The organism is Idiomarina sp. UBA3162 (genome assembly GCF_002364475.1).
Lineage (GTDB): Bacteria > Pseudomonadota > Gammaproteobacteria > Enterobacterales > Alteromonadaceae > Idiomarina.
The window spans coordinates 1-18,856 of sequence record NZ_DEYI01000004.1; the positions used below are offsets into that span (position 1 = coordinate 1).

Sequence of the window (18,856 nt, forward strand, 5' to 3'; positions counted from 1 at the left end):
GCGAGGTCGAGGGCTGCAGCACCGGCGCGGCGCATATCTGCACAACGCTCGAATAAGCGACCAAACATGGCTTGATATTCATCGTAGCGGTGTTTCGCTTTAAAAGGGAAACCCGTTGCGAGTAACGCGCCATTGAGTTCGGTCAATGGCGACAGACGTAGACGACGTCCGTTGAGCTGAGCGCCCGCGCCACGTGATGCGGTGAATAGTTCTTCGCGTACAGGATCGTAAACGACGCCTTGTTGTACCGTTCCTTTATGAACGACGGCAATCGAGATACAGAAGTGAGGAACACCGCGCAAGTAATTTGTTGTGCCATCCAACGGATCGATAACCCACTGAAAGTCGTTATCTTTTCCCGTTTGCGTGCCGCTTTCTTCAGCGATAATACCGTGTTCAGGATACGCCTTTTTGATGGTATTGATGATCGCTTGTTCTGCCGCCTGATCCATTTCAGATACCCAATCATTCGGGCCTTTGGCGGTTGCATCGATCGGTTGACCCTGATCGAATTCTTTAAGCAAAATTTTACCGGCTGCACGCGCTGCGCGCACCGCAATGTTTAACATCGGATGCATTTTCAAATTACCTGTGCTGTGAAAGAACGAATTTTAAGGTCGCGCATATTACCAGTGTTGAGGTAGAATGCGCAACTTTTCTACACTGGGTAAAATTAGATAAAGGCACTGTCATGCTCGATAACGTTCGAATTGTACTGGTGAATACCTCACATACTGGCAACATCGGTTCCGTCGCACGGGCGATGAAAACCATGGGTTTTAGCGATCTAGTATTAGTCGACCCGGTTTCGGAGCCGGACAGCCATGCATCGGCGCTCGCCGCTGGCGCCACCGATATTCTAGCCAACGCCCGTATTGTTGAACGACTCGATCAAGCGATAGATGATTGTGGCTTAGTGCTTGCTACAAGCGCACGTAATCGTACGCTCGACTGGCCCTTACTTGGCCCACGTCAAGCGGCAGGGCAAGTGTTAAGTGAAGCACCAAAATATCCTGTCGCTATCGTATTTGGTCGCGAAAACAGTGGTCTAACGAACGAAGAGTTGCAGCAAAGTCATTTTCATTTACATATTCCGACCAACCCTGATTATGGTTCGCTGAACTTGGCGATGGCCGTTCAAACCGTATGTTATGAAGTACGCATGCAGTTCTTAGAACAGGACGAAACGCCAGAAGTCACTCAAGCGTACCCTCGCGTTGAGGCGCTCGAACAGTTTTACCAACATTTAGAGTCGACGCTAACAGATACCGGTTTTATTATTCGTCAACATCCAGGTCAGGTTATGACTAAGTTGCGACGTTTATTTAATCGCGCGCGCCCCGAGGAAAATGAGCTTAATATTTTGCGCGGCATGCTTGCTTCAGTCGATAAACACACGAAAAATTCGGACTCGTAGAATACTTGACTAATTTAGTCGGAAAAGTACACTAACTAAGAGGAAGATTATACTGAGCCATTAAAGGGGGAGATTGATGCGTCTGACTTCAAAAGGTCGCTATGCAGTGACAGCGATGCTCGACGTCGCGATGTTTGCTAAGCAAGCACCCGTACCCCTGGCTGATATCTCAGAGCGCCAAGGTATTTCTTTGTCTTATCTGGAGCAACTCTTTGCGCGTTTGCGCAAACGTGGGCTGGTAATCAGCGTGCGTGGGCCGGGCGGAGGCTACCGTTTGGGTCGCGACGCCGATTCAATTTCCGTGGGTGCGGTCATTGATGCGGTAGACGAGTCAATAGATGCAACCAAATGCCAAGGCAAAGGTAACTGTCATAACGGTGAACAGTGTTTGACTCACTCGCTTTGGGAAGGTCTTAGCGATCGTATCGCACAATTTCTGGATGGAATCACCCTCGCGGAACTAATGGCGACCAAGGAAGTGGCGCAAATTGGTCATCGTCAAGCAGGCGAGCATAGCCAGAAAATAGAGCTTAATGTGCTGTAATATCGGAGAGTTGTTTTGAAACAGCCGATCTATCTAGATTACGCGGCAACCACGCCCGTGGACAAATCTGTCGCAGATACCATGATGAAATACTTAACAGCGGATGGTATTTTTGCCAATCCCGCATCGCGATCGCATCGTCTCGGTTGGCAGGCGGAAGAGGCGGTAGATATCGCACGCAATCAAGTGGCGGATTTAATCAACGCCGATCCGCGCGAGATTGTGTTCACCTCGGGCGCGACAGAATCGGATAATTTAGCACTCAAAGGTGTCATGCATCAGGCGCGTAATAAAGGGAAACATCTTATTACTGTAGCGACCGAACACAAGGCCGTCATTGATCCAGCACTGCAGCTCGAGCGAGAAGGTTTTGATGTGACGTTTTTATCAGTCGATAAGGACGGCTTAATTGATACCCAAGCATTACAACAAGCGCTGCGTGAGGACACGGTATTAGTCAGTGTGATGCATGTAAACAACGAGCTTGGCGTTATTCAAGATATCCCCGCTATCAGTGCATGGTGTCGGGAGAACAACGTACTGCTGCATGTCGATGCTGCGCAAAGTGCCGGTAAACTGCCACTCGATGTAGAGCAACTCGGTGTTGATTTGCTTTCCATATCGGCTCATAAAATGTACGGTCCGAAAGGCATCGGTGCGCTCTATGTACGTCGTAAACCTAAAGTACAACTTGAGGCTGAAATGCATGGGGGCGGGCACGAACGCGGGATGCGTTCAGGCACCCTGGCAACTCATCAGATTGTTGGCTTAGGTGCAGCGGCACAGCTCGCAAGTCAGCGCTTAGACGATGATCGTGAACATTACAGTGCGCTAAGCCAGTTGTTTCTCGAAAAGTTACTAGCCGAACCTGGCATCAAGCTCAATGGTCATGCGTCCCATCGTGTACCCAACATTATGAATATCAGTTTTGCCAACGTCGAGGGCGAGCTGTTGTTAATGTCGTTGAAAGACTTGGCGATTTCATCAGGATCTGCTTGCACTTCAGCGAGCGTTGAACCGTCTTATGTGTTGCGTGCGATTGGTTTGGCAGATGAACTAGCGCATGCATCATTGCGCTTTAGTGTAGGCCGCGACACCACCATGCAAGAGATGGAATATGCCGCGGACCATGTGCTGAACACTTATCGCGTGTTAGCTGCGCAGTAAGTCAGCGAAGGTTTTACGAAATTTTGCCAGCTTAGGTGAGATAACCGCTTGGCAATACGGATTCTCCGGATTGCGATTAAAGTAATCATCATGGTAATCCTCGGCACTGTAAAAGGTGTCGAGTGGTGCAACTTCGGTCACTATCGGATCTTCAAATACCGCATCGTTTTCAAGTTCATCAATCAGTTCCAACGCGACTTGTTGTTGCTCATCATCATGATAAAAGATAGAAGTACGATACTGTGTGCCGACATCGTTACCTTGACGATTTACTTGGGTGGGATCGTGCAGGGTAAAAAAGATTTCTAAAATCTGTCGATAACTAATAATCGACGGATCAAAAGTTAACTGTACAACTTCCGCATGACCGGTATCGCCATTGCAGACCTGTTTATAGGTTGGATTCTCGGTGTCACCACCAGTGTAACCTGACTGCGCCGACTCAATGCCTTTAAGTTGGTTAAATGCTGATTCAATACACCAAAAACATCCACCGCCTAAGGTAGCTTTTTGGAACTGGGTCGTATTCGACATATGACGGACTCCTTTTGGACGTCTATAAGGCTAAACGTTTTTCGATACTAGCTGAGAACGAGTTAAAAAACAATCAATAGATATTCGATTTTTTCCGAGATCTAACGTATAATTCGCGCGGAAATTTTCACCTCTGGTTAAATACCCATTTTGGAGTAAAAAAGATGGCTTTAGAGCGCACTTTATCAATTATTAAGCCCGACGCGGTTGCGAAAAACTTAATCGGCGCAATCTATAATCGTTTCGAAAGCGCAGGTTTGCGTATCGTAGCGTCAAAAATGATGCACTTGAGCAAAGAACAAGCTGAAGGCTTCTATGCCGAACACAGCGAGCGTCCTTTCTTCGGCGCATTGGTTGAATTCATGACTTCAGGTCCAATCGTAGTACAAGTATTGGAAGGCGAAGAAGCTATCCTGAAAAACCGTGAAATCATGGGTGCAACGAACCCAGCCGACGCATTGGCGGGCACGCTTCGTGCAGACTATGCTGAAACTATCGACGAGAACGCAGTACACGGTTCTGACGCAGCTGAAACAGCAGCACGCGAAATCGCGTACTTCTTCAGCGATGAAGAGATCTGCCCACGTACTCGATAAGTCTCGCCTCTTGAGCAAGACTGATCGTTTAACGAATGAAATCGTGCGCCCGTTGGCGCACGGTACTTTTTAGATACAGGAAATTTATGACCAACGCTATCGATAAAAAAGTGAATCTTCTAAACCTGAACCGCGACGGGATGAAAGCCTTTTTCAAAGATATGGGCGAAAAACCGTTCCGTGCCGACCAGGTCATGAAATGGCTCTATCACTTTTGTGTCGACGACTTTGATGAGATGACCAATCTCAACAAAGGATTACGCGAGAAACTCAAACAATGTGCTGAAATTCGCGCGCCAGAAATCCGTGAACAACAGCAGTCAAGCGATGGCACCATTAAGTTCGTGATGACATTGTTTGATGGTCAAGACGTTGAAACTGTGTGGATTCCAGAACGCGATCGCGCCACATTATGTGTCTCGTCACAGGTAGGCTGTGCCCTTGAGTGCACTTTCTGCTCAACGGGTCAACAAGGGTTCAACCGTAACCTCAACGTAGCGGAAATCATCGGCCAAGTGTGGCGTGTGAATCAGCTACTAGGAGCCTATGGTAAAACAGGTATTAAACCTGTAACTAACGTCGTCATGATGGGGATGGGCGAACCGTTGCTTAACCTCAACAATGTGGTGCCAGCGATGGACCTTATGATGGACGATTATGGTTTTGGTTTGTCTAAACGTCGAGTCACCTTGAGTACCTCAGGTGTGGTACCCGCATTGGACAAGCTACGCGAGCAAATCGATGTAATGCTCGCTATTTCGTTGCATGCGCCTAACGACGAACTGCGCAATGAAATCGTACCGATCAATAAAAAGTACAACATCGAACAGTTTTTAGAGTCGAGTCGTAAATACGTTGAGCAGTCAAAAGCTCAGCATAAAGTAACGGTTGAGTATGTCATGCTCGATCACGTAAACGACTCGATGGATCAAGCGCATGAGCTCGCGCGTACGCTTAAAGATACACCGAGCAAAATCAACCTGATTCCGTTTAATCCATTCCCAGGATCTGATTATGGTCGTTCGAGTAATTCGCGTATTGACCGTTTCGCTAAGGTATTAATGGACTATGGTTTTACCGTCATGGTTCGTAAAACTCGAGGCGACGATATCGATGCCGCATGCGGTCAGTTGGTCGGTGATGTGATCGATAGAACTAAACGTATTCTCAAGCGCCAACAAGCACAACGTGGCGGTAGCTCGATTGAGGTGAAATCGAGCTAATCAGTAACGGCGCACTCGAGTTACTAATGAAGGAGTATCTCAGTGCGTTGGTTGATAGTTATCCTGATGAGTTGGGGGTTAAGCGCTTGTGCTGCAACAGGCCGTAACGCGGCTGCCGATGCCCACTTACGCGCAGGGATGGCGTATTTGAAGCAAAATCAATTGGATCATGCTGGCCGTCATTTAAAGCAAGCATTTCTCGCCGCTCCTCGGCGCATTGATACCGTCCTAGCGCTCGGCCACTGGTATTTAAGTAAAGAACGTGTCAATTCCGCGTTGCTACTTTACCAAGAAGCATTATCATGGCAACCTATGAGCGGAGTTCTGCACAACAATTATGCGGTAGCGCTGTGTTTATCAGGTCAGCACCAAGCAGCCGAGCGCGCATTTGCCCAAGCTAAACGCTTAGGCGCGCAATCAGGTCAGCAAAATAACTGTGCACAACGTCGCTAGAATGCAATTCGCTTAACTTTAGTTAAACTAGGGAACGACCCAAAGATCATGACTGCCGATAACTCATCTGCAAATAACAGCTCAAGCGCGGACCAAAATAACGAACAACCAATGTCGTCGCCAGAGCAACCGAGTCGCCCAACAGCAGGCCCTGGGCATATACTCAAACAGGCGCGCGAAGCAAAATCGATGACGCCACGTGAGGCTGCCGATCGCCTACGCTTGCGACTGCAAGTGATTGAACTCATCGAAGCAGATGATTATACCACTTTCTCAACCACGACCTTTGTCAAAGGCTACTTGCGTGCCTATGCAAAGCTGCTAGGTGTTGACCAAAGCCAAATCGATGAAGCGTATAAGTCACTTAATATTCAAGAGCCAGAAAGCACACCGATGCAAAGCTTTTCGCGTCGTGTAAAACACCAAGAAAGTGACAACCGACTGATGATGATTACTTGGTTGGTGGTTGTGGTGGTTATTGCGTTAGTGATTTGGTGGTGGCAAGACAGCGATTTAAGCTTTTCCAAGCTGAGCAACGACGTTGAACAAGCAGTCACTGAGCAAAGCGAGTCAGCGCAACCAGAAAACCGCGAAGATACGCCGACCATACGTCAGTCAAACGAATCCCAAGAAACAACATCGGGCGAGCAACCTGTACTCGAGTCTGAAGTCAGCGCTGCCGATGCAAGTACCTCGTTAAGTATCAATGACCCTGCACAACAGGATGAAATGAATTCAGACGCTATCGAGCAGCCCGTTTCAGAACTGCCAGAAACATCGGCGAATCCACAAGAAACCCCGGAAGTGACAGAGCAAGCATCAGACGGTAACGAGGTCAACGACTCGGGTGACACAGACGCGCAAGAGCAAGCACCTGTGGTAGAAGCTGAACCAACTGTGGCAGAGAATACAGAAACTACAGAAAATTCAGCAGATGCCGCACCAGCCGCTACGTTGGTGATGGAATTTAGTGAAGAATGCTGGGTAAAAGTTGAAGACGCCGATGGCGAAGTGCAAGCGATTGGTACCAAAGCACAGGGCTATCGTATGCCGGTACCCGGCTCAGCGCCGTTTTCGGCAACCATTTGTAAGCCTGCCGCTGTGACTATAACCTACGCGGGCAATACGCTAGACTTGTCACAATATCGCCAAGATCGTGTGGCACGATTAACGATTCCTTCAAGCAATTAAGAGACTGAGTGTAAGCCGTTATGATGCACGAAAATCCAATTAAGCGCAGACCTTCCCGTCGGATTTATGTAGGTAATGTGCCGATTGGAGACAATGCGCCCATTGCCGTTCAGTCGATGACCAACACTGAAACAACCGATGTGCAAGCCACTGTTGAGCAAATTAAACGTATTGCTGCAGCAGGAGCCGACATTGTCCGTGTTTCGGTGCCGACGATGGACGCGGCGGAAGCGTTTAAGCTGATCAAACAACAAAGTCCTGTTCCGTTAGTCGCGGATATTCACTTCGATTATCGTATTGCACTCAAAGTGGCTGAATACGGTGTCGACTGTTTACGAATTAATCCAGGTAATATCGGTCGAGAAGACCGTATTCGCGCCGTCGTCGATGCGGCACGGGATAAGAACATTCCAATTCGCATTGGTGTGAATGGCGGTTCGTTAGAGCGTGAGCTGCAAGAGAAGTATGGTGAACCAACACCAGAAGCGCTGGTTGAATCTGCGATGCGACATGTCGATATCTTGGACCGCTTAGACTTTCAAGATTTTAAAGTCAGTGTTAAAGCGTCCGACGTGTTTTTAGCGGTAGAATCATACCGCCTATTGGCTAAGCAAATCGAGCAGCCGTTGCATTTAGGTATTACCGAAGCAGGTGGCCTCCGCAGTGGCTCGGTTAAATCCTCCATTGGCTTAGGCATGTTATTAGCAGAAGGCATCGGTGATACTTTACGCGTGTCACTGGCCGCTGATCCTGTCGAAGAAATCAAAGTGGGCTTTGATATCCTTAAATCTCTGCGTATCCGCTCGCGCGGTATTAACTTCATTGCTTGCCCTAGCTGTTCACGCCAAGAATTTGATGTGATTTCTACGGTGAATGCGTTGGAGCAACGACTCGAGGACATCACCGAGCCGATGGATGTGTCGGTTATTGGCTGTGTGGTCAATGGTCCCGGTGAAGCTTTGATTTCAGAAGTCGGTCTGGCCGGTGCAAAAAGCAAGAGTGGCCTGTACATCGGCGGTGAGCGCCAAAAACTGCGACTTGATAACAATGATCTCGTCGATCAATTGGAAGCTCAGATCCGTGATCGCGTTGAATATGTCAAAAAGCATCGCATTGACGTAAAAGAAATCGACAACTGATTTTACCCGCCGTCGTAAAGACTCTATAATACGCGCTTATTTTGTAGGCTAAACGGAAGAGTGACCGTGGCAAAGACCATCCAAGCAATTCGAGGAATGAACGACCTGTTACCGGAGCAAACGGCTGCTTGGCAACAGGTCGAGGCAATTATCCGTCAAGTTGCCGCAAGCTATGGCTACCAGGAAATACGCATGCCTGTGCTCGAGAGCACGGCATTGTTTAAACGTTCTATTGGTGAAGTGACCGATATCGTCGAAAAGGAAATGTATACGTTTGACGATCGTAACGGCGAGAGCGTGACCTTGCGCCCAGAGGGCACCGCCAGTTGTGTGCGTGCCGGTAATCAACATGGTTTGCTGTACAATCAGATTCAACGTTTGTGGTACATGGGCCCCATGTTCCGCTATGAGCGCCCGCAAAAAGGCCGCTACCGCCAATTCCATCAATTTGGTATCGAGACCTTTGGCCTCGAGGGCGCAGATGCTGATGCTGAAGTCATTCTTTTGTCAGCTAGACTTTGGAAAGCACTCGGTATCGCCGACCAAGTTGAGCTACAACTGAACTCGCTTGGCTCAAATGAAGCGCGAGCACGCTATCGTGATGCATTACGGGACTATTTAGAACAATATAAGAGTGAGTTAGACGAAGACAGTCAACGTCGACTAGATTCTAATCCGCTGCGTATTTTGGATTCGAAAGACGCCAATACGCAGCAACTGTTAGAACACGCTCCTAAGCTATCGGACTACTGGGATGAAGAGTCCAAACAGCATTTCGATGAGTTAAAGGCACGTCTAGATGCCGCAGGCATTCAATATGTATTCAACGAGCGCCTCGTGCGTGGTCTTGATTACTATAACCGCACCGTGTTCGAATGGGTCACTACCGCGTTAGGGGCTCAAGGTACCGTGTGTGCCGGTGGCCGTTACGATGGTTTGGTTGAGCAACTGGGCGGCAAGGCAACACCGGCTGTTGGCTTCGCGATGGGCATGGAACGTTTAGTATTGCTGTTACAAGAGCAAGAAAAGCTTGCACCGCGCCGCGCCGTGGATGCCTATTTGATGCCTTTAGGTGAAGCTGCGGAACTTAACGCCCAAGCTGTTGCCGAAAAGCTGAGAAATGAACTGCCGGACCTGCGCATCGTCGTGCATAGCGGTGGTGGCGCAATGAAAAAACAAATTAAGAAAGCCGATAAATCCGGTGCTGAAGTGGCGCTGATTTTAGGCGAAAATGAATTAGAAAATAATCAGTTGACTGTCAAACCCTTGCGGACGACTGATGACCAACAAACATTCGGTTGGAGCGAGCTGATTGTCGCGCTCAAGCCATTGACACAAGAATAGGGGTGTCCTGTGGATCAAACAGAAGAACAACAAGTAGAACGAATTAAAGAGTTTTGGGCTGAACACGGTAAAGGCATCATCGCAGGCGCGATTATTGGCTTAGGCTTGTTCTTTGGTTGGCGCTATTACGACAAAGCGACTATCGAAGCGCAAAACACAGCCTCACGTGGCTACGAAGCCGTAGTGAGCCAGCTCAATGCCGGTGAAGAAGGCGCAATCACTAACGCACAGAGCTTTATCAAATCGCATCAGGATTCACAGTACGGCTATCTCGCCGCGTTGCAATTGGGTCGCTTTGCGGCGCAAGAGGGCGACCTCGCAACCGCGGTCACGTCATTCCAATCGGTGATTGATGGTGGTGCAGATGATAACTTATCTGCAATCGCCCGTGTGCGTCTTGCGCGTGTATTAACCGCACAAGAGCAGTTCCAACCAGCATTGGATGTACTCAACGCAGAGTTACCCAAAGCTTATTTAGCATTCGCTAACGAAATTAAAGGCGATGTTTATGCCGCTCAAGGCGATATAGCTAAAGCGCGTGAGGCCTATGAAAGCGCACTGAACAGCGATGGTTCAACACTGTCTCCGGCAGTAGAACTTAAACTCAACAGCTTGGCGAAGTCATAATGCAGTCTAAAACAGCGATGAAATCTCTATTTCGTACCAGTCTGATTGCCTTAGCAGGGCTTTCACTGTCGGCGTGTTCTTTGTTTGGTGATGACGACGAAGAGATCACGGTTGCTCCGTTGCAACCTGTGAGTCAGCAGGTGGATACACGTATTAAATGGGAGCGTTCAGTCGGTGACGGTGTTGGTGAATACTTTTCTCGCCTGAATCCGACCGTTGCCTACGGTAAGGTGTTTGCCGCAGATCGCCAAGGTGTGGTGAAAGCGTTTGATAAAGAAACCGGTAAAACACTGTGGGAAGTTGAGTTACATGATCTTATCGAGATCAACGAAGGTGTTGATGACGGATGGTTTAGCGGCTTGTTTTCATCACCATTCCCAGCGCGCATCTCAGGTGGCCTTGTTGCCCAGTATAATAAGCTATTTTTAGGCACCGAAAACGGCGATGTTGTCGCGATTGACACCGAAACAGGTGAGCTCGCATGGCACGCTGAAGTGGGTAATGAAGTGACGTCTGACCCAGCTGTCGGTGAAGGTATGGTCGTAGTGCACACCACCGGTGGTAAAGTGATTAGCTTATCGGCAGATACCGGTGAGCAAAACTGGGTTCACGAATATCAAACACCGACGCTGACATTACGTGGCGCCTCAGCGCCTAGCATTGTCAGTGGTGGTGTGATTCTAGGTGATTCTTCGGGGCGTGCATCCGTATTGATTGGTACTAATGGCCAGCAAGCATGGACCCAAGCGGTTGGGGACCCAACCGGCGCAACCGAGTTAGAAGCCCTTGCAGATATCGACTCAAACCCCGTGGTTGTCGGTGGCGTTATATACATGATTGCCTACAACGGTGAGCTGGCCGCACTTGAACTACGTTCGGGCGAAGTCCGCTGGAAGCGTGACTACAGTGCCTATGAAAATCTGCACATTAATGGCGGAAATATTTATCTAACTGATTCAAATAGCCATGTGTTTGGCCTAGATTTGCGTGGCGGTATCGAGCAATGGAGCAACAACGAATTGTTCGGTCGTGCATTAACGGGTCCAACGATCGTTAACAATCATTTAGCACTGGGTGATTTTGAAGGTTACCTGCACTGGTTATCGCCGAGCTCAGGCGAAATTATCGGCCGTATGGACTTAGGTGGAGACGGAATCTACGCTCAGCCAGTAGTCGACGGCAACACGATTTACGTACAAACGCGCGATGGCGACTTATACGCCATCGAGGTTAATTAGGAAGTACTCATACATGTTACCTGTCGTGGCCTTAGTAGGCCGACCCAATGTAGGCAAATCTACATTATTTAATCGTTTAACTCGAACTCGGGATGCGCTGGTAGCAGACTTCCCGGGTTTGACCCGTGATCGTAAGTATGGCCAAGCCAATTATGACGGTTATCAGTTTATAGTTGTCGATACCGGCGGTATTCACGGTGACGAAGAGGGCATCGACGAGGTGATGGCCAAACAGTCGCTGCAAGCGATTGAAGAGGCTGATGTTGTCTTGTTCTTAGTGGATGCGCGCGATGGCGTCACCGTCGGTGACCAAGCGATTGCAACCCATCTGCGCAAACAGAAGAAAAAAGTCTATCTGGTAGCCAACAAAATCGACGGTATCGACGCTGATTCGGCGATGGCGGATTTCTATTCACTTGCGCTTGGCAATCTCTATGGTATCGCTGCAGCGCATGGTCGTGGTGTCGAGTATTTATTAGATTCGTGTTTCAAGCCGCTAGCCGATGATTATCCAGATGTTATTGTTCCGGATGCGCCTGACAGCGAAGATCTTGAGCACGATGAAATTGATTATGATGCATTGCCGCTTAAACTCGCGATAGTTGGTCGTCCGAACGTTGGTAAGTCAACCTTGACCAACCGTATTCTCGGTGAAGACCGGGTGGTAGTGTTCGACATGCCAGGTACCACGCGTGATTCCGTGTATATCCCCATGGAGCGAGATGGACGTGAGTACGTCTTGATCGATACCGCAGGTGTACGGCGCCGTGGGCGTATCGATGAGGCGATCGAAAAATACTCAGTGGTTAAAACCCTGCAAGCAATCGAAGATGCCAACGTGGTGTTGGCGGTTATTGATGCGCGCGAAACCATCAGCGATCAAGACCTTAATCTGATAGGTTTTGCACTAAATGCAGGTCGTTCTATCGTGATTGCGGTAAATAAGTGGGACGGCTTGCAGCAAGACCATAAAGATGAGATCAAACGAGAACTCGATCGCCGCTTGGGCTTTGTCGACTTTGCCCGTTTGCATTTCATCTCAGCGCTGCATGGTACTGGCGTGGGTCACTTATTTGAGTCCGTAGAGGAAGCGTATAAGAGTGCGACCCAACGTGTGTCGACCTCTAAGTTGACCAAAATCATGGAGATGGCACAAGAAGAGCACCAACCACCCTTGGTGGGCGGTCGCCGCGTGAAGTTGAAATATGCGCATGCTGGGGGGTATAACCCTCCGCGTATCGTGATCCACGGTAATCAGGTTACTCGCTTACCAGGGTCTTATCAGCGTTATTTAACGAACTATTTTCGTAAGGCGCTCGGCGTCATGGGAACACCGATCAAAGTCGAGTTCCGTGAACCGAAAAACCCGTATGCAGGTAAGAAGAACAACCTGACGCTATCGCAGCAACGCAAACGTCGTCGCTTGATGAAGTTTGTTAAAAAGAGCAAATAGCACAAAAAAAGAGGTCTTCAGGACCTCTTTTTTTTCCATATCTAGCGACCGGCTACGCGAAATCTTCGTCTTTAAAGACATACTCCGTCAGACAGTAATCACAGGTCATGACAATCTCGCCATCCTGCTCAAGGATCTGTTTAAGTTCGTCGACAGGTACCGAGGCTAATGCCTCTAACGTGCGCTCTTTAGAACAGCCGCAAACAAAACGAACCGGTTGTGACGGATACATATGTACGGTCTCTTCGTGATACAGTCGATGCAGTAGTTGTTCAGCCGGCAGCGTAAACAATTCTTGTGCGGTGACGGTATCCGTCAAAGTCGCTAAGTGCTCAAAGCCCACCATGTCTTTACCTGAGGCAGGCATACGTTGCAAGAACATACCTGCAGCATGCTCGCCATCAGCGAATAACCAAACGCGCGTTGATAACTGTTCAGACTGCTCGAAGTAGTCTTGAATCACCTCGGCGAGCGAATCCGCATCGGCACTGACAACGCCCTGGTAGCGCTCGCCATCCTGCGGCGTTAAGGTAATAATCAGTTGTCCTTTACCTATCAGGCTACGTAAGTCAGTTTCACCAATATCAGCGCGTACCCGAGCAATACCGCGAAGTTCTAACGCATGATTACCATTAACGGCAACAAAGTTGACCGGCCCATCACCTTGCAGTTGCACTGCAATATGACCTTCAAATTTCAGTGTCGCAGTCAGCAACGAAACGGCGGCCATCATTTCACCGAGCAACTGTTGTACCGCGGGATGATATTGATGTCCTTTAATTAAGCTTTGGTAACTACTGGTAAGTTGCACCATCTCACCGCGCACATCTTGCTCAGCAAAACTGTAGCGCGCGAGCTGGTCTGTTGGATAGTCAAGCTGGGTTGTCATGTATTACCACCATCTTTCATTTTAATCAGTTGCCGACGTTGTTTTTTGTCCGGACGCTTGTCGGGGTGTGGGTTATAAAGCGCGTTCAGTTTACGTGCCTCCGCATTCTGTTCACGCTTTTCTATACTCGCCTCAGACTCTTGGTAAAGTAATTGAGCCTCGGGCGCTCCTCGTCGTTGCTCGCTCAGCGCCAACACTTCGACCTCTTTGCTGTCAAAGCCTTGTCGCAAGGTGATTCGGTCACCCACCTGCACGAGCTTAGAGGGCTTACTGCGTTTACCTGCAACATGTACCTTGCCCGCCTGAACCATCTGACGCGCAAGCGCCCGAGTCTTATAAAATCGAGCTGCCCAGAGCCATTTGTCGAGCCTTACACCGCTGTCTTGTGTCATAAAATCGTCACGAAAATATTATAAAATTAGTGTTAATCGATTGTTGACTACTCGTGCCTACGCTACAATGCCAAAACATCAAAATTGTATAATTCGACGATGCGACACTAGCGCTAGCCATCAAGTTGCGTATATTGTATCAAATTCCTATACGGATGTAGCGCATTGCTTCGGTAAAACAACAACGATAAAAGTGAATTAAATTGATAAGCCTAATGCCATCAACCCAGAACGCGAATCAGTGGATATCCCGTTCCGTAACTGTAGTTACGGTGCTTTTGTGGATATGGGTTGTCATTGTTGCGGCGCAAGCGACTTGGTGGTTTATGACGCCTTCACCTGAAACACAACAGCGTCCTAGCGTTGATGTGCGCGCACAAAACCGCGATAACCAAAGTGTCGATCTCGCTAAGCTACAGCAATTACCGATTTTTGGTCGTCAGCAGGCGGGCACGCAGACGCGGGGTAATGATTATGCCAACGCCCCTAAAACATCTTTAAATGTTCGTCTCGTAGGCGTTTCCGCAAGTTCACGACCGGAGCGCTCGGCCGCTATAATCGAACAAGCAGGCAAGCAGTCGACTTATATAGTTGGCGACGCTATTGGTCGCACTCGTGTCACCGTTGAGCAAATTCTCGCTGACCGTGTCATTTTAGATAACGGTGGGCGCTTAGAGACACTGCAATTAGAAGACATTGGCGAAGATCGTCCCGCGCTGTCATTGGTGGTAGAGAGCGGTGAAGCCGAAGCTAATCAAGCAAATAACACCTCGGATGCGTTACAGCGAGTAAAACGTGACCCCGGTCAGTTACTCGATTATGTGTCTATCGCACCCGTTTTAGAACAAGGTAGTCTGCAAGGCTACCGTCTTTCGCCTGGGAATCAGGCCGATATCTTTTACCAAGCAGGCTTTCAGGAAGGTGACCTAGCCGTCGCGATTAACGGCTACGACTTGACCGATATGCAACAAGCTTCTGAGCTGAGCAGCCAGTTACAGGATGCGACCGAAGCGACAGTGACGGTGCTACGTAATGGCGAGCGTATTGAGCTGAGTTTGCAGCTTCCTAACCAGCAGGAATAATAATTATGACAGTTACTCGTTTTGGTCCAAAAACATGGTTGAGCGCGCTGGCTATCGCTATTGGGTCGGTATCAATGACAATGCCCGCGCCGTCAATTGCGCAAGAGTACGCCGCTAGTTTTAAAAATACGGATATCACCGAGTTTATCCAAGTTGTCGGACGTAACTTGGGCAAAACTATCATCATCGATCCCAATGTACGTGGCACCATTGATGTGCGTAGCTACGACGTGATGAATCAAGAACAGTACTACCAATTCTTTTTAAACGTCTTAGAAGTCTATGGCTTTGCCGCAGTGCAAATGGACTCCGGCGTGATTAAAGTTATCCGTGATAAAGACGCTCAACACGCGCCTTTACCAGTAGTCGCAGGTGACCAAAAGGAACAGGGCGACACCATGATCACTCGCGTGGTGCCGGTAGAAAACGTCTCGGTGCGTGAGTTGGCACCGTTATTACGTCAGCTAAACGATCAAACGGGCGGCGGCATGGTGGTGAGCTATGATCCGTCTAACGTCATTATGATGACAGGCCGAGCCGAAACGATCTCACGTTTAGTACAAATTATTGAACGTGTTGATAAAGCCGGTGACCAAGATGTCGACATCGTCGAACTGCAGTACGCTTCGGCACGCGAACTCGTTGGCATTGCTCAAAACCTGTTCGAAAAAGCCAATGCTGATGGCACACCCGCGTTATTGATCCCGAAAATTGTCGCTGACGAGCGCAGTAATAGCGTGATTGTCAGCGGTGAACCTCGGGCACGTTCGCGGGTTGTGAAGTTGATAAAACAACTCGACCAAGACCTTAAAACTGAGGGCAATACTCGCGTGTACTATCTGAAGTATGCGCGCGCAGAAGAGATGGTTGAGGTTTTACAAAACGTCAGTCAGTCGATTAAAGCGGAAGAAGCGAAACAAACAGGTCAAAACTCGATTCGTAACCGCTCTGATAACAGCATTAGTATTAGCGCGCACGAGTCCACGAACACCGTCGTTATCACGGCTGAACCTGACATGTTGTCGGCGCTGGAAAATGTCATCCGCGATCTCGATATTCGTCGTGCGCAAGTACAAGTCGAAGCCATCATCGTCGAGGTACTCGAAGGCGATAACGTCGACTTTGGTATTCAGTGGATCAGTGAAGACGGTGGTTTAGTTCAATACAATACGGGTAACCAAGTGCCTATCGGTAGTTTAGCCGCAGCGGCATATCAAGCACGCCCGCGTGAAGGCACATCAGTCACCACGGTTAATGATAACGGTCAAACCGTGACAACCACCAACCCAGAAGAGCGCGGTAATCTCGATTTACTTGCTAATCTCTTGGGGAGTGTTAACGGCATGATGTTCGGCACCATCAAAGATGATTGGGCCGCTGTTGTTCAAGCTATTTCGCAAGACACCAACTCAAACATCTTGGCGACACCCAGCATTGTCACTGTCGACAATGAAGAAGCAAGCTTCTTAGTGGGTCAGGAAGTGCCGACCATTACCGGGTCGACCTTAGGCAACGATAACGATAGTCCATTCCAAACCGTCGACCGCCAAGAGATCGGTATCAAGCTAAAAGTCACGCCGCAGATCAACGAAGGCAACGCGGTACAAATGGTGATTGAACAAGAAGTGTCGAGTCTAAGTGGTGCGACTTCAGTCGACGTGATTGTAAACAAACGCGAGCTTAAAACCACCGTGATGGCAGAAGACGGAGAAACTATCGTACTCGGTGGTCTCATTGATGAGGACGTACAAGAGTCGGTCTCTAAGATCCCGTTGCTTGGCGATATTCCATTTTTAGGTCGCTTATTTAGCTCGACCTCGACGTCAACGCAAAAACGTAATTTGATGGTGTTTATTCGTCCCACTATTGTACGCGACGGTAGCAAGCTCTCCGACATCAGCAAGCAGAAGTACAACTATATGCGTGCACTCCAGTTGGATCGCCGCTCACGGGGGGTTGCGCTGATGCCGGATAAAGAAACGCCGGTGATGAACGACTGGAACAGCGATTTAACCTTGCCGCCGAGCTTTGAGGAGTACCTCAACGAAAAGGGCGCGATTAAACAAGAGTTAAAAGAGCAACAAGATGACTGATGCCAGCAATATTGCCACAAAGCGCTTACCTTTCAGCTTTGCTAAGCGCTTTGGAGTTGTGGTGGAAGATGGCGAGCCGCCCGTCGTGCATCATCGCGACGGCGCGTCAGCAGAGACATTACTTGAGGTACGGCGCCGTTTAGGTGAGGTATTTACCTTGCAACGGCACGATACCGAAGCTTTTGAGCGCTTGCTGACCCAAGCCTACCAGCGCGACTCATCTGAGGCGAAACAACTGATGGAAGATATCGGCAATGAGTCCGATTTGTTTTCACTAGCCGATGAGCTGCCGCAAACCGAAGACTTATTAGAAAGTGAAGACGACGCGCCTATTATCAAACTGATCAACGCGATGTTGAGTGAGGCGATTAAAGAAGGTGCGTCAGATATTCACATTGAAACCTACGAGAAGCAATTAACCATTCGCTTTCGTATCGACGGCGTTCTGCGTGAGGTGCTGACACCTAATCGCAAGCTGTCTTCATTGTTGGTTTCGCGTATTAAAGTTATGGCGCAGCTGGATATTGCCGAAAAGCGCGTGCCGCAAGATGGACGTATCTCTTTACTGATTGCCGGACGCGCCGTCGATGTGCGGGTTTCGACCATGCCATCGAATCATGGTGAACGCGTGGTACTGCGTTTGTTAGATAAAAACAATGCCCGTCTTAATCTCGAGCAACTCGGTATGACAGAAGCCAACCGCGAAGTATTCGCCGAGCTAATCCACAAACCTCACGGTATTATCTTGGTTACCGGTCCTACCGGTTCGGGTAAGTCGACCACGCTCTATGCCGGATTGACCGAGATTAACTCGAAAGATCGCAACATTTTGACGGTCGAAGACCCGATAGAATACGCAATTGATGGTATCGGGCAGACGCAGGTTAACCCGCGCGTTGATATGACCTTTGCGCGGGGCCTACGTGCGATTTTGCGTCAGGACCCTGATGTCGTTATGGTCGGTGAGATCCGCGATATCGAAACCGCACAAATTGCTGTACAGGCATCATTAACCGGTCACTTGGTTTTGTCGACGTTGCATACCAATACCGCAGCGGGTGCGATAACCCGCTTGGAAGATATGGGCGTAGAGCCATTCTTGTTGTCCTCAAGCCTACTCGCCGTGTTGTCACAGCGCTTAGTAAGGACCTTGTGCCCAGACTGTAAGCAGCCGCATCAGGCCGACGAAAAAGAGCGCGCGTTACTCGGTGTGACTGATTCAGCGTTGACGATTTACCGTGCACAAGGTTGCGAAAAGTGTAATCAGACCGGTTATCGTGGCCGTACGGGCATACATGAACTCATCGAAGTGGATGAGCACGTACGTGAGCTCATTCATAACGGCCACGGTGAGCAATCTATTGAACGCTACGTGCGTAAGCATACCCCGAGCATTCGCAGCGATGGTTTGGCGAAAGTACGTCATGGCGTAACCACCCTTGAGGAAGTTTTGCGCGTAACGCGCGAGGAGTAA

General features: G+C 49.1%; 19 protein-coding genes. 15 read left to right on the forward strand and 4 right to left on the reverse strand.

The genetic code is table 11. The features are described 5' to 3' along the window. Positions 1–578, reverse strand: a 578-nt coding sequence (locus B2X00_RS00485) for an inositol monophosphatase family protein (RefSeq protein ID WP_290485668.1), incomplete at its 3' end; no start/stop codon positions are given. Positions 579–691: 113 nt separating this feature from the next. Between B2X00_RS00485 and trmJ the strand changes: the two genes are divergently transcribed. The 3 genes from trmJ (at position 692) to B2X00_RS00500 (ending at position 3,128) form a co-directional block, all read left to right on the forward strand. Then, the gene (trmJ, locus tag B2X00_RS00490) at positions 692–1,417 is read left to right on the forward strand and encodes a tRNA (cytosine(32)/uridine(32)-2'-O)-methyltransferase TrmJ (RefSeq protein ID WP_290485669.1); all 726 of its coding nucleotides are present in this window, start codon (positions 692–694) and stop codon (positions 1,415–1,417) included. Between the two features lie 76 nt (positions 1,418–1,493). Further along, positions 1,494–1,961 (forward strand): Fe-S cluster assembly transcriptional regulator IscR, encoded by a 468-nt coding sequence (gene iscR, locus B2X00_RS00495; protein WP_290485670.1) that lies wholly within the window; start codon positions 1,494–1,496, stop codon positions 1,959–1,961. A 15-nt stretch (positions 1,962–1,976) separates the two neighbouring features. Then, positions 1,977–3,128, forward strand: a complete 1,152-nt coding sequence (locus B2X00_RS00500; protein WP_290485671.1) for an IscS subfamily cysteine desulfurase — start codon at positions 1,977–1,979, stop codon at positions 3,126–3,128. On the opposite strand, the gene msrA is transcribed toward B2X00_RS00500, so the two are convergent. Beyond that, positions 3,114–3,662, reverse strand: coding sequence for a peptide-methionine (S)-S-oxide reductase MsrA (msrA, locus tag B2X00_RS00505; protein ID WP_290485672.1), 549 nt, complete (start codon positions 3,660–3,662; stop codon positions 3,114–3,116). The genes B2X00_RS00500 and msrA overlap by 15 nt on opposite strands. A 164-nt stretch (positions 3,663–3,826) precedes the next feature. Here msrA and ndk point away from each other — a divergent pair, with 164 nt between their 5' ends. The 9 genes from ndk to der all read left to right on the forward strand — a co-directional run bounded on the left by ndk (position 3,827) and on the right by der (position 12,926). Further along, positions 3,827–4,258 carry a nucleoside-diphosphate kinase gene (ndk, locus tag B2X00_RS00510; RefSeq protein ID WP_006956949.1) on the forward strand — a complete coding sequence of 144 codons (432 nt, stop codon included), beginning with the start codon at positions 3,827–3,829 and terminating at the stop codon, positions 4,256–4,258. An 86-nt stretch (positions 4,259–4,344) separates the two neighbouring features. Continuing rightward, positions 4,345–5,481 carry a bifunctional tRNA (adenosine(37)-C2)-methyltransferase TrmG/ribosomal RNA large subunit methyltransferase RlmN gene (locus B2X00_RS00515; protein WP_071463159.1) on the forward strand — a complete coding sequence of 379 codons (1,137 nt, stop codon included), beginning with the start codon at positions 4,345–4,347 and terminating at the stop codon, positions 5,479–5,481. A 42-nt stretch (positions 5,482–5,523) separates the two neighbouring features. Continuing rightward, entirely contained in the window at positions 5,524–5,934 is a 411-nt protein-coding gene (locus B2X00_RS00520) for a pilus assembly protein PilF (RefSeq protein WP_290485673.1), read from the forward strand. A 48-nt stretch (positions 5,935–5,982) separates the two neighbouring features. Next, entirely contained in the window at positions 5,983–7,125 is a 1,143-nt protein-coding gene (locus tag B2X00_RS00525; protein ID WP_290485674.1) for a RodZ domain-containing protein, read from the forward strand. Positions 7,126–7,145: 20 nt separating this feature from the next. Beyond that, a complete protein-coding gene (gene ispG / locus B2X00_RS00530) occupies positions 7,146–8,264 on the forward strand; it encodes a flavodoxin-dependent (E)-4-hydroxy-3-methylbut-2-enyl-diphosphate synthase (RefSeq protein ID WP_290485675.1) in 1,119 nt (372 codons plus the stop codon). A 66-nt stretch (positions 8,265–8,330) separates the two neighbouring features. Further along, entirely contained in the window at positions 8,331–9,608 is a 1,278-nt protein-coding gene (gene hisS / locus B2X00_RS00535) for a histidine--tRNA ligase (protein ID WP_290485676.1), read from the forward strand. Between the two features lie 9 nt (positions 9,609–9,617). Next, a complete protein-coding gene (locus B2X00_RS00540) occupies positions 9,618–10,235 on the forward strand; it encodes a YfgM family protein (protein WP_071463164.1) in 618 nt (205 codons plus the stop codon). Continuing rightward, positions 10,235–11,473, forward strand: a complete 1,239-nt coding sequence (gene bamB, locus B2X00_RS00545; protein WP_290485677.1) for an outer membrane protein assembly factor BamB — start codon at positions 10,235–10,237, stop codon at positions 11,471–11,473. Before B2X00_RS00540 ends, bamB begins: the two co-directional genes overlap by 1 nt. A 13-nt stretch (positions 11,474–11,486) precedes the next feature. Further along, entirely contained in the window at positions 11,487–12,926 is a 1,440-nt protein-coding gene (gene der, locus B2X00_RS00550; protein WP_290485678.1) for a ribosome biogenesis GTPase Der, read from the forward strand. 52 nt (positions 12,927–12,978) lie between these two features. Here the strand turns inward: der and hslO are convergent, their stop codons facing one another. Further along, the gene (hslO, locus tag B2X00_RS00555; protein ID WP_071463166.1) at positions 12,979–13,815 is read right to left on the reverse strand and encodes an Hsp33 family molecular chaperone HslO; all 837 of its coding nucleotides are present in this window, start codon (positions 13,813–13,815) and stop codon (positions 12,979–12,981) included. Further along, positions 13,812–14,207: a ribosome-associated heat shock protein Hsp15 gene (hslR, locus tag B2X00_RS00560; RefSeq protein WP_290485679.1), complete on the reverse strand. Its 396-nt coding sequence runs from the start codon at positions 14,205–14,207 to the stop codon at positions 13,812–13,814. Before hslR ends, hslO begins: the two co-directional genes overlap by 4 nt. A gap of 215 nt (positions 14,208–14,422) precedes the next feature. Here hslR and gspC point away from each other — a divergent pair, with 215 nt between their 5' ends. The 3 genes from gspC to gspE are packed head-to-tail and all read left to right on the forward strand — an operon-like array spanning position 14,423 to position 18,856. Further along, positions 14,423–15,289: a type II secretion system protein GspC gene (gspC, locus tag B2X00_RS00565; RefSeq protein WP_290485680.1), complete on the forward strand. Its 867-nt coding sequence runs from the start codon at positions 14,423–14,425 to the stop codon at positions 15,287–15,289. Between the two features lie 5 nt (positions 15,290–15,294). Beyond that, a complete protein-coding gene (gspD, locus tag B2X00_RS00570; RefSeq protein ID WP_290485681.1) occupies positions 15,295–17,382 on the forward strand; it encodes a type II secretion system secretin GspD in 2,088 nt (695 codons plus the stop codon). Next, a complete protein-coding gene (gene gspE / locus B2X00_RS00575; protein WP_006956924.1) occupies positions 17,375–18,856 on the forward strand; it encodes a type II secretion system ATPase GspE in 1,482 nt (493 codons plus the stop codon). The genes gspD and gspE overlap by 8 nt, the downstream gene beginning before the upstream one ends.

Coding starts and splice junctions, on each gene's coding strand:
- hslO (WP_071463166.1), bottom strand. CDS start 13,815: ATGACAACCCAGCTTGACTATCCAACAGACCAGCTCGCGCGCTACAGT.
- gspD (WP_290485681.1), top strand. CDS start 15,295: ATGACAGTTACTCGTTTTGGTCCAAAAACATGGTTGAGCGCGCTGGCT.
- gspE (WP_006956924.1), top strand. CDS start 17,375: ATGACTGATGCCAGCAATATTGCCACAAAGCGCTTACCTTTCAGCTTT.
- der (WP_290485678.1), top strand. CDS start 11,487: ATGTTACCTGTCGTGGCCTTAGTAGGCCGACCCAATGTAGGCAAATCT.
- ispG (WP_290485675.1), top strand. CDS start 7,146: ATGATGCACGAAAATCCAATTAAGCGCAGACCTTCCCGTCGGATTTAT.
- trmJ (WP_290485669.1), top strand. CDS start 692: ATGCTCGATAACGTTCGAATTGTACTGGTGAATACCTCACATACTGGC.
- msrA (WP_290485672.1), bottom strand. CDS start 3,662: ATGTCGAATACGACCCAGTTCCAAAAAGCTACCTTAGGCGGTGGATGT.
- iscR (WP_290485670.1), top strand. CDS start 1,494: ATGCGTCTGACTTCAAAAGGTCGCTATGCAGTGACAGCGATGCTCGAC.
- ndk (WP_006956949.1), top strand. CDS start 3,827: ATGGCTTTAGAGCGCACTTTATCAATTATTAAGCCCGACGCGGTTGCG.
- bamB (WP_290485677.1), top strand. CDS start 10,235: ATGCAGTCTAAAACAGCGATGAAATCTCTATTTCGTACCAGTCTGATT.
- B2X00_RS00525 (WP_290485674.1), top strand. CDS start 5,983: ATGACTGCCGATAACTCATCTGCAAATAACAGCTCAAGCGCGGACCAA.
- hslR (WP_290485679.1), bottom strand. CDS start 14,207: ATGACACAAGACAGCGGTGTAAGGCTCGACAAATGGCTCTGGGCAGCT.
- gspC (WP_290485680.1), top strand. CDS start 14,423: ATGCCATCAACCCAGAACGCGAATCAGTGGATATCCCGTTCCGTAACT.
- B2X00_RS00515 (WP_071463159.1), top strand. CDS start 4,345: ATGACCAACGCTATCGATAAAAAAGTGAATCTTCTAAACCTGAACCGC.